We start from the raw sequence: 17424 nt of genomic DNA on the forward strand, positions 1-17424 counted from the left end.
GGCAACTCCACCGGGCCGCGCGCAGACGCGGCCCGGCGGCTTCCCCTTCGAGGGTTACATCCCATGACTGTATTTGTGATCCGCCGATTGCTTCAGGCACTTCTGGTCGTATTACTGATGTCGGTGATCGTCTTTTTCGGCGTCAATATCGTTGGCGATCCGGTCTATATGCTGGTGAGCCCCGACGCGGATCAGGCCGATATCGCAGCAACCATCGAGCGGCTTGGGCTGGATCGTCCGATCTGGCAGCAGTACTGGCTTTTCCTGAAGGGCGCAGCGCAAGGTGATCTTGGCAACAGCTTTATCTTTGGTGAGCCGGCGCTGAAGCTGATCCTGCATCACATGCCGGCAACGATGGAACTGGCGTTCACCGCACTGATGCTTGCAATCGTCATTGGTATCCCTCTTGGGCTTTATGCCGGACTTTACCCGGACAACCCGATCTCAAAGGGGATCATGGCCGGGTCGATCCTGGGCTTCTCTCTTCCCACTTTTTGGGTCGGTTTGATGCTGATCATGTTGTTTGCCGTGGAGCTCGGGTGGGTTCCGGCGACAGGGCGCGGCGATCTGGGCCGGTTTCTCGGGATCGAAAGCAGCCTGTTCACCCGCGACGGTCTGAGCCACATTTTCCTGCCGGCGCTCAATCTGGCGCTTTTGAAGATATCGCTGGCCATTCGGCTGACCCGCGCCGGTGTGCGCGAGGCGATGGGGCAGGACTATGTGAAATACGCCCGGGCCAAAGGGCTTTCGACCCGGCGCATCATCTTTGTACATGTCATGAAAAACATCATGATCCCGGTCGTTACCGTGATGGGTCTGGAATTCGGGAGCCTGATTGGATTCTCGGTCGTGACAGAGTCGATCTTTGCATGGCCGGGCATGGGCAAACTCCTGATTGATGCGATCCTTCAGCTCGATCGGCCCGTCGTCGTCGCCTATCTGATGATCATCGTTCTGTTCTTTGTACTGATCAATCTGATCGTCGACATTCTTTATTCCCTCCTCGATCCGAGGGTCCGGCTTCAGGATCAGGGCGCATGACCGAAGTTACCGCATCCGAAACCAACGCAGCAGCGCCTGCCAAGGTGGAAACCCCCTTTCAGCGCTTTCTGGCCGAGTTTTTCGAAAGCCGTATCGCCACGGCCGCGTTGTGCTTGTTCGGCGTCATCGTATTGCTCGCAATACTCGCCCCGTGGATCACCCCGCAGAACCCATACGATCTGGCCCAGGTCGATGTGCTTGACGGACGCCTGCCGCCGGGGTCCAAGGCCTTTGAGGGATACACGATGTGGCTTGGGTCGGACGGCGCAGGCCGCGACCTGTACTCGGCCATTCTGTACGGGCTGCGCATCTCGCTTTCCGTGGGCCTCGCCTCGGGTGTGATTGCTCTGCTGATTGGCATGGCGGTAGGTCTGATTGCCGCTTATGCGGGCGGGCGAACAGAGGCGATTGTAATGCGGGTTGTTGACCTGCAGCTGTCCTTTCCCGCGTCGCTGGTGGCGCTGATGCTGGTCGCGGCGATGGGCAAGGGCGTCGACAAGATCATTCTGGCGCTGGTGGTTGCGCAATGGGCATATTATGCGCGAACTGTTCGGGCAACTGCGCTGGTTGAAAGGAACAAGGAATATGTCGAGGCGGCCCAGTGCCTTGGCATTTCGCGCCTGCGGATCGTCTTTCGCCACATCCTGCCGAATTGCCTTGCCCCGCTGATCGTGGTTGGCACGGTGCAGACCGCCCACGCGATTTCCCTGGAAGCGACGCTTTCGTTTCTGGGTGTCGGGCTTCCGCAGACACAGCCGTCGCTGGGTGTGCTGATCGCCAATGGCTTCGAATACATGCTGTCCGGGCGGTACTGGATATCGGTATTTCCCGGCCTTGCGCTGCTTTTCACCGTTGTGTCCATCAACCTCGTTGGGGACCACCTGCGCGACGTGTTGAACCCGAGGTTGAAGAAATGACGAAGGTTCTGGAAGTAAGCGGCCTGAAAACTCATTTCTTCACTCATGCGGGCGTGGTGAAGGCGGTGGACGGCGTCGATTTCTCGGTGTCCAGGGGCGAGGTCATGGGGCTTGTGGGTGAGTCCGGCTCTGGCAAGTCGATCACGGGGTTCTCGATCCTCGGCCTCATCGACCCGCCGGGCCGTATTGTCGACGGTTCGATCAGGTTCAATGGTGACGAGATCGCAAGCGCACCTGAAAAGCGGCTTCAGGACCTTCGCGGCAACCGGATTTCGATGATCTTTCAGGACCCGATGATGACGCTGAACCCGGTGCTGCGTGTCGATACCCAGATGATCGAATCCATTCTCGCGCACGAAAAGGTCGACAGGCGAACCGCATGGGAGCGAAGCCGGGATGCGCTGGGGCTGGTCGGTATCCCTTCGCCGGAAGAGCGGCTGAGGGCCTATCCTCACCAATTGTCCGGCGGTATGCGTCAGCGGGTGGCAATTGCCACTGCCTTCCTCAACAAGCCTGACCTGATCATCGCGGACGAACCGACCACCGCGCTGGATGTTACGATCCAGGCGCAGATCATTCACGAGGCGCAAAAACTTACCCGGCAAACAGGGACAGCGATGATCTGGATCACGCATGACCTTGCCGTTGTTGCCGGCCTTGCTGATCGAATTTCGGTCATGTACGCCGGGCGCATTGTCGAGCAGGGCAGTATCGACGACGTTGTCGACCGTCCGCTTCACCCCTACACCGTCGGTCTTCTCGGTTCGGTTCCAACGGCGAACCGCCGTGGCCAGCGTCTGTTTCAGATCGAAGGTATGACGCCCAATATGCTGGCCTTGCCCGAGGGCTGCGCCTTTGGCCCACGCTGTCGGAACAGACTGTCCGCTTGCTCGTTGCAGCCGGCAATCGAGGACGTGGACGGGCGACAGCTTCGGTGCTTCAACCCTCAGAACAAGATCGGGGCGATGCAATGACGGAACCGCTGGTCGAAATCCGCGGCGTTTCGAAACGCTTTACCAAACGTCTGGATGTGGCCGGAAAAATCGCCCAGCGGCTGGGAGCAAACATTCGCGAAGAGACCGTTCATGCGGTCGACAACGTCAGCCTGTCGATCCGGCCGGGCGAAGTTCTGGGGCTGGTCGGTGAATCCGGCTGCGGCAAGTCCACATTGGGGCGTGTCGTTGCCGGTATCCATGCGGCAAGCGACGGTCAGATGCTTTTTCAGGGGAAAGACGTGGCCTCTCTTTCAGGTGTGGAAAAGCGGGCGGCAACCCTGGCAATTCAGATGATTTTTCAGGACCCTTTCGCCAGCCTCAATCCCCGCATGCGTGTCGAAGACATCATCGGCGAAGCGCCAAGGATGCATGGGATCGTAACCAAGGCCGAGCTTCCGAACTATGTGGACGACGTGATGCGAAAAGTCGGGCTGGACCCGTCGTTAAAGCGTCGTTACGCGCATCAGTTTTCCGGCGGTCAGCGCCAAAGGATCGGGATCGCCCGAGCGCTGGCCGTGAAACCGAAGTTCCTTGTCTGCGACGAAGCCATCGCTGCGCTTGATGTCTCGATCCAGGCGCAGGTAATCAACCTGTTCATGGATTTACGCGAGGAACTTGGGCTTACGTATTTGTTCATCAGCCACGATCTGAGCGTTGTCGAACATATCGCTGATCGGGTCGCGATTATGTATCTGGGCCGGATTGTCGAAAGCGCCTCGACCGAAGAGATTTTTTCTGACCCGAGGCACCCATACACCAAAGCACTTTTGGCCGAAGCGCCGCGGCTCGACCAGCGACGTCGGGAGTTCGCGCCGATCGAGGGTGAAATCCCGTCCCCGCTCGACCCGCCCTCCGGATGCACTTTCCATCCGCGCTGCCCTGTTGCGACAGCCGAATGCCGGCGCACGATTCCCGAATTGAAAGCTGGCCGTGGCGGGCGCGAAACGGCCTGTATTCTGGAACAAATGGAAACGGTTTGAGATATCTGTCAGGAGATCCCTTTGAAAAACGCTGATCCAATCTGGGACCACGTCGACCGACATCGCGAGGAATTTGTCGCCTTGTCAGACCGCGTTTTCGACACACCCGAAACACTATATTCAGAGTTCAGGTCGGTGGCGGAACACACGCGCATGCTGAAATCTCAGGGGTTCAGAGTGACTGAGAACGCAGCCGGCATACCGACCGCCGTGGTCGGTGAAGCGGGTGACGAAGGCCCGGTCATTGCCATTCTGGGTGAGTTCGACGCGCTGCCTTCCTTGAGCCAGACGCCGGGTATTGCCGAGCATCTGCCGCTGGAAGAGGGGGGCAACGGTCATGGCTGCGGTCACAACCTGCTCGGTGCTGCGGCGCTTTTGGCGGCGACCGCGCTCAAGGACTGGCTGGCTGAGAACGGTATTAAGGGGCGTGTCCGCTACTACGGATGTCCCGCCGAAGAGGGCGGGGCCGCCAAAACTTACATGGTGCGCGAAGGGTTGTTTGACGATGTGGATGCTGCGATCTCCTGGCACCCGGCGACCTTTACCGGCGTTAACCAGGCCCGATCTTTGGCCAACACCCGGATCGACTTTACTTTCCACGGCAAGGCGGCCCATGCGGCTGGAGCCCCGGAATTGGGCCGGTCCGCACTTGATGCTGTCGAGTTGATGAATATCGGCGTCAACTATCTGCGCGAGCACATGCCCGACAGCGCCCGCGTGCATTACGCGTATCTCGACGCAGGCGGCGTCGCGCCGAATGTCGTGCAGGCGAAGGCCACGGTGCGCCAGCTTGTGCGCGCCAGCTCCTTGCCGGATTTGAACGATCTGATCACGCGCGTCCGCAAGATTGCCGACGGCGCGGCATTGATGACCGGGACTGAGGTCACCAGCCAGGTATTCTCTGGCGTGTCCAACCTGCTCGGCAACCGCGCTCTGGAAGAGGCGATGCAGGGCGAGCTTGAAAAGCTGGGACCGGTCCCGTTCGACGATGCAGATGTCGCCTTTGCGCGCGAGATTCAGGGAACTTTGACGGCGGCAGATATCGACACGACGTTCAAGCGGATCGGAGCCAAGCCAAAGAAAGGCCTCGCACTTTGTGATTTCGTCGCGCCGCTCGATCGGCAAAGCGAGGGTGGCGAGGGTTCGACGGATGTTGGTGACGTCAGTTGGGCTGTGCCCACGGTTCAGGCGCGGGTAGCGACCTGCGCCATCGGAACCCCCTTTCACACCTGGCAGACCGTCGCTCAGGGCAAGGCTCCGGCAGCCCATAAGGGCATGGTTTATGCGGCCAAAGCGATGGCCGCAACGGCGTGTCGTATGGTTGAAGACCAATCCCTGATCAATGCCGCCAGCGAAATTCATCAGGGTAACCTCGACCACACGCCCTATGTTTGCCCGATACCGGAAAACGTGCGCCCGCCGGTGTGACGGGGCGTGCATTCCACGCAGGTTCGTATTCAGGATCGCCTCACACAACACTGGTACAAGCCTGCTGAAAGCGAGGGTTTCCCGGCGTTTCTGATGGGCAAGGTGAACAAGTGATCCCGCAATTCGCCAGTCTCACGCATCGGCTTGCGGCTGGCTCAAAAGTGGCGAACAGCACGCAGAAACGCTATTATTGCCCGGTTTGGCCATGTGGAATAAGGTGTTCGGGCTGATAAGGGTTTATCTGCCGCTAGGGAATTGAAAAGATTGAACTGATCCGACCTGAAACGCCCGTGTTGTTGGCAGACAGTTCGGGGTCATTAGGCAGAACGACCACTCGGCACCAAGGTCCAGAGACCGAAACAAGGGCGGACTACTGCGCGACAGGTAACTCGGTCAATTCGCCAACTAGCATAGGCAGGTACGCTACTGATGCGGTCGACACATGGTACCAACCCGGCAGACACCCCGATGTCAGAGACGCAGGCGCGGCCTCTGGAACGGATTGAACATGCCGAGGAAGTTCACAAGAAAGTCGTTCTGGTGGATTGGACGCTTGGCAATCGCTGCAACTACGCATGTAGCTATTGCCCGCCCGAATTGCACGACGGATCAAAGGGTTGGCAAAGCCTTGGCGACGTCCTTGGAATGATCGAAGCCTTGCAGGCCCATTATCAGGCAGGCATGGGCAAGCAGGTTTGGCTGCAACTGACCGGCGGCGAGCCAACCATGCATCCGAAAATCAAGGATATTCTGGCCGCCGCCCACGCCCACGACATGAAAGTCAGTTTGATTTCAAATGGTTCCCGGACCGAGCGTTTCTGGCAGGCCATTCGCGACAAGCTGGATTCCCTTATTCTGACTTTTCATCTGGAAGAGGCAGAATTTGCGCATGTCCACCGGGTGATCGAAATCCTGTCGGAAGAAATATTCATTCATGTCAACATCACAATGCTGCCTGATCGGTTTGACGAAAGCTATGAACTGGCTCGTAAGCTGGGGGCAGATTTTCCGAATATCGGGATTGCGATGAAACCTTTGCGGGTTGGGTTTGGGCACGAACTCTACCCCTATAGCGAAACCCAGATCGCAAAAATGCAAGAACAGGTCTCAAGCCCACGCGCGTCGAACGGGCGTCTCCGGCATCCGCGTGGGATCATGGAGCGGCGCAACCCCGATGGGACACGCGAGAAAATCCGACCCAATACCTTCATCCTCAGGGGCGAAAACCGTTGGCGGGGCTGGACTTGCGAGGCGGGGTTGGAGTCTCTGCGCATAACCGGTGATGGCTATGTGAACCGTGCAGTCTGTGGTGTCGGTGGCCGCATCGGTGAGCTTGGGCAAGAGCTAAAATTGCCGGAGAACTCGATTGTCTGTACACGCGACACATGCTCCTGCGTGGCCGACATCCTGATCTCGCGCGCACGGTGGGAATAGGCGCGTCGGCCCGAGCCGATCCTGCCGTGCTTAATTCACCGCAATCGCAAGTCACTGCGTGAACAAACGGGTTTGAACTTTGGACTTTGTTTCGCATTGGGGCGCAGACGCCTGGGTCATTCCTGCGCATCTGCAGGAAATTTGGATCAATCAGACCATTAGAATTTGATGATCCGCGCCCCTGTTCGTTGGGTGGCGCGGAGGTCGTTCCACTAAAAGATATGCGTCAGAAATAAGCGCGATGATCGCTCATATTCGTCCGGCATCACCGGTTTACTTGTTTTCGAGTGGCCAACTTTTTATAATGTTCTGCACATTTAATTTGAATTTTCGACGCTCGGGACCGCATTCGGATTGCCCGAGCAGTGACAGTGATAAGAGTATTTAAGCGGCCAGTTTGGGGGATTTATGACCAAGGCCAGCGACCCAAAAGCGCGACCTAAGGTTGCTAAAAATGAAGCCGACGTCGTCCCGGGGACTTACGATTTCGTACAGTCCCCTGAATGGCAGAAGGTGCTTGAAAAAGCTATTACTCAGCGGAAAGAAACTCTTTCGGAACGTGCCCAAAAGGGTGCGGCGGCGCCCAAACCCAAAGCGGGTCAGAACAGTGGTGATCAATCAACCACAGGTAAAAAGCCTGCAAGTGAACCAAAGCCCGCCTCGGACCAGCCAAATCCGGCGCCTCAGCAAAGTGCGGCGGTAAGTCCGCGTCGCGCAAGTGAGTCGGAAAATCCCGCTGCCGAGGCGTCGGATGACAGTCAGATCAGTAAAATTGTCAGAAAAGCGAAGGCGAAATCGGCTGAATCGGGGAAACAGAAAAGCGCGCCGACCGAAGACAAACCTCCCGCTCCGGAAAACGCCGAGCAAGAGCAGGTTCAGGACGAGGTCAACCCGGCTCAGGAAAGCGCAAGTGCCGAACCGCCACAGCCACCCAGCGAAACGAAGGCTGAAAACGCAATAGATGATCAGCCAAGTCTAAGGGCGGGTCTGAAGCTGTCCACCGAAGAGGTCGCCGACCGGCTACGGAAAAAGCTTCTTCATAAAATGGGCGAACAGCGAAGAACGCGCCGCAAGATCAAGTTCGGCTCGATCGCGGTTGGGGCCGCCATTGGTGTAGTGGCGTCGTCCTCCGTGTTTTTTCTGTTGTCCGAATGGGGCGCGTCGGGGTCGCATGAGAGTGCCGGACCGGCAACAATACAAACAGAAGCAGTAGATGTCGCGTCGCTTCAGGGGCGTGAGGCAGTTCAACTCCCGGCTCAGCAACCTGTTGTTGCCAGCGATGCGCTGGAGCAATCCGACCTGTTGCCGGATTTGTTGGACGCGCCAACGGGTTCCGTGTCACCCGAAGAAAACCCGGTCGAGACCGAAGAACTGGCCAGTCTGGTCGGTGTAGCGCCAGCTCTGCCGGAACTGTCCGGAAATGTGGAAGTTCTTGAGCCTAACTTGGTACGCCCGGCCCCTAATGTTCTGGCGTCTGCCTTGGCCCTTGATCCCCCGACGATTCCGCTGAGCATAACCGGCAGCCAACCGCGGCCCGAGGCGAGTCCGACATTTACACGGTATCAACACACTCCTTTACTGTTTGGCACGGCGTTTTCCTTATCGGATGAAGACGCGGCAGAACTCTATTCGATAGATTCCCTGATCAACGCAGTCCTTACGTCCCCACGCCCGCCGGTAGTTTCAATTCAGCCGGTCGCCTTGATCTCGCCCGAGCCTGCGGGTTCCAACGGGGATCACGGGCCGCTTCCTGTGCGGATCGCGGCATATCAGCCTGAACCGCAAGGACCTGGCATTGCCCTGGCCAATCCGGGCCTTTCCCGTCCGGACCCGATGGGTGTTCTGGATTTCGTGGTCCCGTCGCCCGGACCTGCTTTGACAGAGCCCGCCACGGACGAGGTGCAGACAGCCGCCCTTAACCCGGACGTGCAGGCCGACATTGCGCTAGTCCCGGAGCCCTCTCAACCAGTGAGTATCGAGCCGCTCGCTGAACCCACCGACCCGATTGAGCCGGTCTTGCCCCCTGTCGAGGAAACTGAAGCACCAGAAGCGATATCAGGTGGTGGTAACGGTGCTGAATTCAGGTTGTATGCGCCCAAAAGCGTTCCTGCTGATACGGTAAACACCGTTGTTACGGATTTGACGGCTTCGGGACATGCATTAAACGGGACGGCGCGGGTTGGCTTCGGGATCCGCCAATCCAATGTCCGGTTCTATCACAGACAGGACGCTGCCCGAGCCGCGGCGCTTGCAGAAGATGCCGGCGCTTTGTTACGCGACTTCACAGGATCACGCACGAAAACCCCGCGTGGGATAATTGAGCTTTGGCTGGCCGGGAAAAGCAGCGGTGGTTCAGCGATCAAGCGGACAACTAGAAAAAGCAGGGTCACGGCCCCGGCAAACAATCAGGTCAATCAACTGAAAAATCAGGTCCTGAAAAAGCTTAGGACTGCAACAAACCAATGACCATTCATTGTTCTTGATCCCAAAGGACCGAAACATACTGAGTATAACGTTAACTATTATTTATCGGGTTTTTGAAGATGACTGACAGCAGACTAATGGGCATCGTAACCGCGCTTTTGCTTCTGGCAACGACGCAGGGTGCGCGTTCGGAAATGACGCTTGAGCATCTGTTGGCTATTGATGGGTTCCTGTCCACCAATGACACCCAGTCACTCTATTCATATCTCCAAAGAAACCCGGATTTGCTTTTGGGCAATGATGAGTTGTCGGTGGAACTACAGAGCTTTTACGAAGCGGCTTCTGCCGGAAATCTGGATTTCGACTATGCTGCCAGTGGGGCGCGCAATCCGGATGACACCGCGAATGAAACCACGTTTCAGCACTGAAACCCATGTCCCTGATCAACGTCATCAATCCCGCGGCCCGTCCTAAGATTGCCTATGTCATCGAGCCCAGGTTCTCAGGTGGCACGTCTGCCGCTGTGGCGGCAGAATTACAGGTGGCCGTGGACTTCGGTCAGTTGGAAGTGCATGCAATCACCTCAAGGATGTTCGGTGAAAGCCAACACGTTTCACCGGTGCTGCGCCGGGTGCTTGACGCATTGCGGATACCGCTGATTTGGGATGCGTCGCAGATACGCGCGGATTTTGTGATTTTGCACAACCCGTCATTTTTGAAACATCAGGACAGGCTGGACACAAAGATCATTACGCGGGACCTGATCGTGGTCACACACGAGAATTTTCTGCGCCCGGGGGGCGGGGAAGGGTTCGACGTCGCCGCCTGTCTGCATCAGATTGAAGCGTCCACGCTGTCGCTGAGCAAAACTCTCGCGCCAATCTCTCCGTATAACCGCGATACTGTTTCCGGTTGGTTGGCCGGGTCCCGCGTCAGACAACCGTGGAAGGTTCTCGACACCGATTGGTTCAATATCTGCCAGACCGAAGTAAGCGCCCCCCGGGCAGAGCCCGGGGACCGCCGCGGCAGGCACTCACGGCCGGGGTTTGAGAAATTTCCGGCCTTAACCGATCTGGAACGGTGTTTTTCCAGACAATCCCAGAGCAATGTCATCCTCGGCGCAGACGCTTTGTTGGATGGCGGGGTTCTCCGCGCGCATTGGACGCTGCTTCCCTTCGACGCCATAAGTGTGGAAGAGTTCTTTGAAATGATTGATTTCTACGTGTATTTCACGGCTCCAACCTGGCAAGAGAGCTTCGGAAGGGTCATCACCGAGGCACTGGCTGCCGGCAAGGTGGTGCTGACCAATCCCGACATTGGCAAAACCTTTGGCGATGCCGTTCTTGGCTGCCGCCCCGGCGAAGTAGACGGGATCATTGCCGACCTTGTTGCCAACCCGCGCCGCTATCATCAGCAAGTATCCAAGTCGCAACAGGCGTTGGAGCGTTATTCGGCCCAGAACTTCGGCGCGATGCTGTCCAAAATTCTGACAACAGACGGCGGGGTGCCGGTATGATCTTTGTTGAGGCCGGCACACGTTCCTTACGGTCGTTTGACGCGCAGCTGATCTTTGCTGAACAACTCACCGCGCGTGGTTTCAATGCGTGTATCGGTGCCGAGTATCTGCCGGAAGATGCCGGGCGCGGCAGAATTTACGAAGCGGCCAAGTTTCTTGTCGACCCTACCGAGCACATAGCAGAAACCGTCTTTGTGCTGGGCGCCGAGGACATTGATGACGTGCTGCTCGCGTCCCTCAGGCAAAGGCAGATTGGCGCGGACGTGCCGGTGATTGCGACAGGGCGATTTCCGACCCAACAAAGCTATGTCGGTGCCAAGTCCCGTTTGGCCTATGCGCTTGGGCGTGAGGCTACGGTCATTGACCTGACCGAGTTCCAACCGCGACCGGTGCTGCCTTCTGCGGCCAGCCCATTGTTTGCGGAAATTCGGAAGACTTCACGACCTGTGCGCGAAATGCCCTCCGTCACTGTTGTTCTTGGATCGACCGAACTGGACAACCCCGAAACGCTGTCCTGCCTGTCACGGATGAGCAATCAGGGCGCATATAACCTGAAACTCATTGTAAGTGGCGCACAGAACGAGGCGATCAAGGCGTCGTCCTTCCACGACTTGCCAGCCAACCTTTACACCGATTTGTCGTCGCACACGCTGGCCAATTCAACGGACGTTCTGGCGATGTTCGGGCACGGAATCGCCGGTGTTCGCATGGCGGCACTTGCGGTCGAACTGCTGGCCGCCGGAGGGGTCGTGATAGACTGCACCGAGGACGAAGTTCTGATGTCATCGGGCGCGCCGGCCTTGCTGGGTCCAAAGACTCTGTTCGCTTTGGACGGTTACCTGATCGGGAAGATACTTGGAAACATTCCGCAAATTGCGGAACAGGCATCAAAATCCCGGTGGCTCCACATGGTCGACATTTCCCGACTGGAGGCTGCGGCGGGACTGCACGCAAAACTGCAAAAGGCCGAGCGAAAAGACCAGAGAACCCTGTTCTTTCCGACCAATGGGGTAGGGTTAGGCCATGCTCAGCGATGTGCGATCGTCGCCAAGGCGTTGCCTGACGCGATGCCCAGGGTTTTCGCGGCCTTTCCCAGTTGCGTGCCGCTTTTGCGTCGCGAAGGTCTGGATTGTATCCCGCTGGTCTCGCGCACCGATGCGACGGACAATTACAATGGCAACGACATCCTGACGTACCGACGTCTTGGGGCCGCGTTACAGGAAAACGACAGGATCGTTTTCGACGGCGGCCATGTCTTCGATTCCGTCTACCGGGTGATCCTGGAACGCAGGCTGTCAGCGGTCTGGATCCGGCGCGGCCTTTGGCCCAAAGGCCGGTCCCGACAAAACATGCTTCGGCGCGAGGCGGTATTCGACCGTGTCATCGTGCCATCCGAAGCCTTCGAAGAGCTTAACGATGCCTACAGCTATGGTGACCACGTGCACTATGTTGGCCCGATATACCGGCAGGTGGCGCAATCCACGGACGACCGCGATCAGCTCCGGGCGCGGCTGGCCGAACGGTTCGGGCGTGACTTCAGGCAGTTGGTCGTCAGCATGTTGGGCGGCGGTGTCGCCTCTGACAGATCCGCGCAGCTTCAGGCGATTTCAGGGATGTTGGAAACCCGACCGGATTGCCTGCATCTGATTGTCATCTGGCCCGGAAGTACGGTGCAGCCGGCGGCGTTTGGCTGGACGAATACCCGTGTGGTTCAGACGTTCGAAGCCACCAAGCTTTGCCTGTCTGCGGATCTGGTCATCTCTGCGGCGGGGTATAATTCGGTTCTTGAACTTCTCTACCACAAGATACCCGCGATCCTGATCCCGCAGTCGGCACCCTATTTGGACGATCAGGAACGGCGTGCCAGGGCGTTGGCGGACCGCGATCTGTGCGCGTTGATCACCGAAAGGGAATTCATGAAGCTGGAAAGGACCGTGACCGATTGTCTGGACAACGATGGGTTGGACGTCTTCCGGACCGCGCTGCATGACATTGAGCTGCCTCAAGCGGGCGCGGCGGAGGCTGCCGAATTGATAACTGAGACCGGAGTCAGAAAATGACGGACACGACCTGGTTCGAAATTCTCAGCAGAATGTCACCGAAACAGCCGGTGCGTCTTGACGATTTGGTCACGGACACGCGCGGCGTGGGGCCACAAGGGAAAGTACTGCTTCCGCAGCAGGGTCTTGCGCCGTCCGTGGCGCTGTGGGATCGCGATCCGGGTGGACCTGCGCATATTGGCATTCGGGTTCTGGAACCGCTGGAAATGCCATACAATGTGGCACGGCTTCTCGCCTCCGCCGCGACAGAGCGCGGTGTCTTTCCGATCATTCTAAGCCGCGTGGACTACTGCGGATTTGAGCAGTTCGGCTTCCGGGTCGAGCGTGTTCCGGAAGACCCCGAAGCAGCCCAGGCGGCCGAGGAAGAGATCAGAAAATTCTGGGATCTCGCCATTATTATTGACGGACACGAAATCGGGCTTCTGAGTTAGGGAAACCGGCTTCCCGGTCTGAGTTTCCCTGCCGGACAAGCGGCGCGAAGCGCTATAGTTGGCTCAGCGCTCTTGATCTTCCAGCCCTTGTTCGCCGGTATTTCTGGGATCGGCATCCATTGCGCCATCCCAGTCATAAACGACAACCCCGCCTGTCTCACGCGCGCCCAGCGACCGGTAGAGGGCCCGCGCGGGTGTGTTGTCATCCTCTGTGGCAAGCCAAATGCCCTGACACCCCCGGTTGCGCGCCACATCGAACAGCATGTTGCACAATGTCTGAGCTATGCCCTGACGCTGATGATCGGGGGCAACGCCAACCTCGTTGACAAAGAGCGCCGGTGCTTTGTCCGGGTGCAGTAAAATCGTGCCCGACGCAAAGCCGATTACTGTTTGTCCCAATACGGCAAAGATCAACTCGTGCCCATCATCGGCCAGAAACCCGTCGAGTTGCCCGGGGTCGACAGGGTTGTCGAAAACTCCGGCACCAAGAAGTAGCTGAGCGTTATCTTGATCAAGCCGATGATATGTCACCGCATCGTCCATTGAACTGACAGTACAACAAACCAGACCCCAGGCAATTGGACACACGCCAAATTGGCGCCTATTGGCCTGTGCTGGTGTCGGGAAATTTTGTGTCGTTTTCCTGCGTTGAAACGAAACTTCATGACAGCGCATGTGGGATGGGGTAATTGTTCAATGAAGGTAGAAAAGCAAAGCCTGGGTAAAGATTTTGGAACACGTGGCCTTTACGTTCGAGATGGGCGTGGTTTGCGCTCTCTTGGCCTTCACTGTTTTTCTGTTCGTGTCGGAGGTGGTCAGAATTGACCTCTCGGCCATTCTTGTTCTCGTTCTCATCGGTCTTCTCAGCTATGCGCCCGGGCTGGAGAACCTTGCGAATGTCCCGCACCTGTTCGACGGATTTGCGTCAAACGCGGTCATTTCGATCATCGCGGTCATGATCGTCGGGGCCGGTCTGGACAAGACCGGCATCATGAACAAGGTGGCAGCCGTTATTCTGAAATATGGCGGCAAATCCGAAAACCGGGTTTTGCCCATTATTTCCGGCACTGTCGGCGTCATCTCATCCTTTATGCAGAATGTCGGTGCCGCCGCCCTGTTCCTGCCCGTCGTCAGCCGGATTTCGTCCAGATCGGGCATACCACTATCGCGCCTGCTGATGCCAATGGGGTTCTGCGCCATTCTTGGCGGGACGATGACGATGGTCGGTTCCTCGCCGCTTATCCTTCTGAACGATCTGATCCTGACCGCCAACGAAGGGTTGCCCGAGACACAGAAGATGCAGCCTTTTGGCCTGTTTTCGGTGACCCCGATCGGCGCGGCCCTGATCATGACGGGCATCGCCTATTTCCTGCTGCTAGGCCGCTGGGTGCTGCCGGGCGCGGAAGGGTCCGAAAACACCGGAACGGGGCAGGGGACGCAGGAATATCTGCAACGGGTCTATGGGCTAAAGGCGGATGTTTTTGAGGTCGTTGTCCCCGCCGACAGCCCGCTGGTGGGGCAGGTGCTGGCCGATATCAATCACGAAAACCATCTGTACATAATCTCAACCTTTTACCGCGGCAAAACGTCGATGGTTCAGGTTCTGACCGCAGAAATCGCGGCACCCTGCAGGCTGGCGATTATCGGGCGGCGCTGGGTCGTGGAGGAGTTCGCGCAGAAGTTCGGCCTGACCGTTCTTCCCGATCTGGACATCTTTGTCGAAGAATTTGCCCCCACCAATGCCGGCATCGCCGAGGTCGTTGTCACCCCCGACAGCAAGTTGATCGGAAAATGCCCGCGCGAACTTTTGTTCCGCAAGACATATGGCATGTCGCTTTTGGCGATCCATCGGGGCGAGGAGACGCTGAGCCATGTGGAAACCGAAACGCACGAGTCCACCCAGATCGGGCTTGAGAAGTTTCAGGCCGGCGACATGCTTGTGGCCCACACAAGATGGGACAACCTGATGCGGATCAAGCGTGACCCGGATTTCGTGGTGGTGACAACGGATTTCCCGCAGGATGAGCTTCGGCCACAAAAGGTTGGCTGGGCGGTCGGGTTCTTCGCAATTTCGCTTTCGTTGATTTTGTTTACCGACGTGCGTCTCTCGCTATGCCTGCTGACGGGTGCTGCGGGTATGATGCTGACCCGCGTTCTCAGCGTGGATGAGGCATATCGCGCCGTTGGCTGGAACACCGTGTTCTTGCTGGCTTGCCTGATACCGTTGGGGCAGGCGGTGCAGAATACAGGAACGGCCGCGTGGATTGCCCAGCAAATCATGATCATTCTGGACGGCTGGCCAATCTGGTCGCTTCAGACCGGCGTTGCAGTGCTGGCCACGGCCTTTTCGCTGGTAATGTCCAACGTCGGCGCCACCGTGTTGCTTGTGCCGCTTGCGGTTTCGATTGCGGTTGCAGCAGGCGGTAACCCGTCCGTCTTCGCGCTGACGGTCGCGATTTCGACGTCGAACAGTTTCATCATTCCGACGCATCAGGTGAATGCGCTGATCATGGGTCCGGCGGGGTACAAGGTGATGGATTTCGTGCGCTCAGGCGGGGTCATGACCGCCTTGTTCCTGGTTGTTTCGCTGTTGATGATCAACGTGTTGTATTGATCTGTTCAGGTTGCGCGCGGCCTTTTGCTTCGCTGCGATACCTATCGGTCGGCCTCAATTTCAGAAAACTCGATCCGGAAAACGGCGCCGTTGTCCGATGGCAGCGCTTCGATCCTTGCTCCGACTTGCCTTAGCACGGCCACTACGATCGCCAGTCCCATGCCGGTGCCGCCCGAGCTCCGCCTTGTGGTAAAGAAGGGCTCGGTTATGCGCGCCCGGTTTCGTTCGGAAATTCCGTTTCCATTGTCCCCGATCAAAAGGCTGTCCGGCGTGGCGCGGAACGTTACATCCACCTTGGTCGCACCATGTTGTTGCGCGTTCTGGAGCAGATGGTGCAGGACGATCTGCCCTTGTTCCGCGGACAATGGTAGCGATACGCCCGGGGCGGCGTGAAGGGCGACGTTCAAATCGCTGAACGCTGCCGCGGCTGCTGAAACGACATCTTCCAGCGCGGCGGGCGTCCGATCGGCCTGAACGCTCACCCGGGCCAATTCGCGCAACCGTCCCAGCAACGCGTTCAGACGCAAACCTTCTTCCTGAATATTGCGCACCAGCTTTTGGTGGCGTTCGGAACCGGCGTCCGGTTGATCGCCATCCAACAGTTCCGCCGCGCCAAGGATTGCCGTGACCGGTGATTTCAGTTCATGGGTGACATGCGTCGTATAGGTTTCCAGCGCGGCAGAGCGCTCTGAAAGAGTTTCCGCCATTGACACGACATTGTTGCCCAGTTCCGCCAGTTCCCGCACGCCGTAATGGCGCACCGGATCCGGAACCGGCTTCTTGCCGCTGGCTACATCCTTGCTTTGATTGCTGAGATCATGGATCGGTTGTGAAATCAGACGCCACAGCAGCGCGCCGACAAGACCGGCCGAAAGCACCATGAATATGGCCAATGAGCCCAGCGTATAGCGTTCTTGAAACAGAAACTTGCGCAAATCTATCGGTGTGCGCGACAGGTAGACGGCACCGATTACACGGTTATCGACAACAACGGGATGGGCGACAAACACACGATAGGACGTGTCACGGCTGATTGAGTTCAGCAAATGCCGCCGGGTCTGATCATCCCGATAGCGCAGCAGAGTGACGGTTTCACCCGCCAACGCCTGTGCCACTTCGGGGATGTGGCCGAATGAACCGCTGACCTCTCCGGTGCTGGCAACGACCTGACCTGCGTGATCAAGAAAGATATATCCGGACAGCGTGGTTTTTTTCGCGCTTGCCGCCAGCGAGGACAGGATGTCGGAAACCGCACCATAAGGTGGGCGGTTTTTGGCGTCAGTCGCAACAGGATCCGGTCTTGGCGGCGACACCCATCCGCGAAACAGATCCAGCCGGGGCGGGATGGGATGATAGTCCTGCGATCGGCGTTCGACCTGTTCGTCGGTCAGGCTGTGGCCGATATCGGGCGATGGCTCATGTTCGGCAAAGGCTGTGGCGTAAACCTCGGCAAAGATGACGGCCTGTGCCAGCAGGCTTCTTTCGGTTTCGCGAGCAAACTGGTTGCTGGACAGGCGAGCACCCAGAACGCCCAAAACGGGCAGGGCGACCAGTGCGATGCAGACCAGCGAAATCACCAGAGCC

Annotated in this window: 14 protein-coding genes; 12 read left to right on the forward strand and 2 right to left on the reverse strand. The window is 57.9% G+C overall.

What is annotated here, in order from left to right:
• Positions 1-63: 63 nt before the first annotated feature.
• From ACR0D8_RS03125 to ACR0D8_RS03175, 11 genes are all read left to right on the forward strand, one after another.
• Complete coding sequence (locus ACR0D8_RS03125; protein WP_480644556.1) at positions 64-1041, forward strand: ABC transporter permease; 978 nt, start codon at positions 64-66, stop codon at positions 1039-1041.
• Positions 1038-1958 (forward strand): ABC transporter permease, encoded by a 921-nt coding sequence (locus tag ACR0D8_RS03130; RefSeq protein ID WP_475159353.1) that lies wholly within the window; start codon positions 1038-1040, stop codon positions 1956-1958. The genes ACR0D8_RS03125 and ACR0D8_RS03130 overlap by 4 nt, the downstream gene beginning before the upstream one ends.
• A complete protein-coding gene (locus ACR0D8_RS03135) occupies positions 1955-2932 on the forward strand; it encodes an ABC transporter ATP-binding protein (RefSeq protein WP_480644557.1) in 978 nt (325 codons plus the stop codon). The genes ACR0D8_RS03130 and ACR0D8_RS03135 overlap by 4 nt, the downstream gene beginning before the upstream one ends.
• Entirely contained in the window at positions 2929-3933 is a 1005-nt protein-coding gene (locus ACR0D8_RS03140; RefSeq protein ID WP_480644558.1) for an ABC transporter ATP-binding protein, read from the forward strand. Before ACR0D8_RS03135 ends, ACR0D8_RS03140 begins: the two co-directional genes overlap by 4 nt.
• Before the next feature lie 21 nt (positions 3934-3954).
• Complete coding sequence (locus ACR0D8_RS03145) at positions 3955-5361, forward strand: amidohydrolase (protein WP_480644559.1); 1407 nt, start codon at positions 3955-3957, stop codon at positions 5359-5361.
• Positions 5362-5790: 429 nt separating this feature from the next.
• Positions 5791-6795 (forward strand): radical SAM protein, encoded by a 1005-nt coding sequence (locus ACR0D8_RS03150; protein WP_480644560.1) that lies wholly within the window; start codon positions 5791-5793, stop codon positions 6793-6795.
• Positions 6796-7203: 408 nt separating this feature from the next.
• Positions 7204-9261: a hypothetical protein gene (locus tag ACR0D8_RS03155; RefSeq protein ID WP_480644562.1), complete on the forward strand. Its 2058-nt coding sequence runs from the start codon at positions 7204-7206 to the stop codon at positions 9259-9261.
• 77 nt (positions 9262-9338) lie between these two features.
• On the forward strand, positions 9339-9647 hold the full coding sequence (locus ACR0D8_RS03160; protein WP_480644563.1) for a hypothetical protein: 309 nt from the start codon (positions 9339-9341) through the stop codon (positions 9645-9647).
• A gap of 5 nt (positions 9648-9652) precedes the next feature.
• Complete coding sequence (locus tag ACR0D8_RS03165) at positions 9653-10735, forward strand: hypothetical protein (RefSeq protein WP_480644564.1); 1083 nt, start codon at positions 9653-9655, stop codon at positions 10733-10735.
• On the forward strand, positions 10732-12795 hold the full coding sequence (locus ACR0D8_RS03170) for a glycosyltransferase (RefSeq protein ID WP_480644565.1): 2064 nt from the start codon (positions 10732-10734) through the stop codon (positions 12793-12795). The genes ACR0D8_RS03165 and ACR0D8_RS03170 overlap by 4 nt, the downstream gene beginning before the upstream one ends.
• Positions 12792-13226, forward strand: coding sequence for a hypothetical protein (locus tag ACR0D8_RS03175; protein ID WP_480644566.1), 435 nt, complete (start codon positions 12792-12794; stop codon positions 13224-13226). Before ACR0D8_RS03170 ends, ACR0D8_RS03175 begins: the two co-directional genes overlap by 4 nt.
• 63 nt (positions 13227-13289) lie before the next feature.
• On the opposite strand, the gene ACR0D8_RS03180 is transcribed toward ACR0D8_RS03175, so the two are convergent.
• Positions 13290-13757 (reverse strand): GNAT family N-acetyltransferase, encoded by a 468-nt coding sequence (locus ACR0D8_RS03180; protein WP_480644568.1) that lies wholly within the window; start codon positions 13755-13757, stop codon positions 13290-13292.
• Between the two features lie 226 nt (positions 13758-13983).
• Here ACR0D8_RS03180 and ACR0D8_RS03185 point away from each other — a divergent pair, with 226 nt between their 5' ends.
• A complete protein-coding gene (locus tag ACR0D8_RS03185) occupies positions 13984-15840 on the forward strand; it encodes an SLC13 family permease (RefSeq protein WP_475163398.1) in 1857 nt (618 codons plus the stop codon).
• Positions 15841-15881: 41 nt separating this feature from the next.
• Here ACR0D8_RS03185 and ACR0D8_RS03190 read toward each other — a convergent pair whose 3' ends face one another.
• On the reverse strand, positions 15882-17417 hold the full coding sequence (locus ACR0D8_RS03190; protein WP_480646348.1) for an ATP-binding protein: 1536 nt from the start codon (positions 17415-17417) through the stop codon (positions 15882-15884).
• Positions 17418-17424: the final 7 nt, after the last annotated feature.

This window comes from Ruegeria sp. BG10, assembly GCF_056538575.1.

Bases quoted from the DNA above. Each gene is read 5' to 3' on its own strand.
- ACR0D8_RS03125 (WP_480644556.1), top strand. From the start codon at position 64: ATGACTGTATTTGTGATCCGCCGATTGCTTCAGGCACTTCTGGTCGTA.
- ACR0D8_RS03130 (WP_475159353.1), top strand. From the start codon at position 1,038: ATGACCGAAGTTACCGCATCCGAAACCAACGCAGCAGCGCCTGCCAAG.
- ACR0D8_RS03135 (WP_480644557.1), top strand. From the start codon at position 1,955: ATGACGAAGGTTCTGGAAGTAAGCGGCCTGAAAACTCATTTCTTCACT.
- ACR0D8_RS03140 (WP_480644558.1), top strand. From the start codon at position 2,929: ATGACGGAACCGCTGGTCGAAATCCGCGGCGTTTCGAAACGCTTTACC.
- ACR0D8_RS03150 (WP_480644560.1), top strand. From the start codon at position 5,791: ATGCGGTCGACACATGGTACCAACCCGGCAGACACCCCGATGTCAGAG.
- ACR0D8_RS03155 (WP_480644562.1), top strand. From the start codon at position 7,204: ATGACCAAGGCCAGCGACCCAAAAGCGCGACCTAAGGTTGCTAAAAAT.
- ACR0D8_RS03160 (WP_480644563.1), top strand. From the start codon at position 9,339: ATGACTGACAGCAGACTAATGGGCATCGTAACCGCGCTTTTGCTTCTG.
- ACR0D8_RS03165 (WP_480644564.1), top strand. From the start codon at position 9,653: ATGTCCCTGATCAACGTCATCAATCCCGCGGCCCGTCCTAAGATTGCC.
- ACR0D8_RS03170 (WP_480644565.1), top strand. From the start codon at position 10,732: ATGATCTTTGTTGAGGCCGGCACACGTTCCTTACGGTCGTTTGACGCG.
- ACR0D8_RS03175 (WP_480644566.1), top strand. From the start codon at position 12,792: ATGACGGACACGACCTGGTTCGAAATTCTCAGCAGAATGTCACCGAAA.
- ACR0D8_RS03185 (WP_475163398.1), top strand. From the start codon at position 13,984: ATGGGCGTGGTTTGCGCTCTCTTGGCCTTCACTGTTTTTCTGTTCGTG.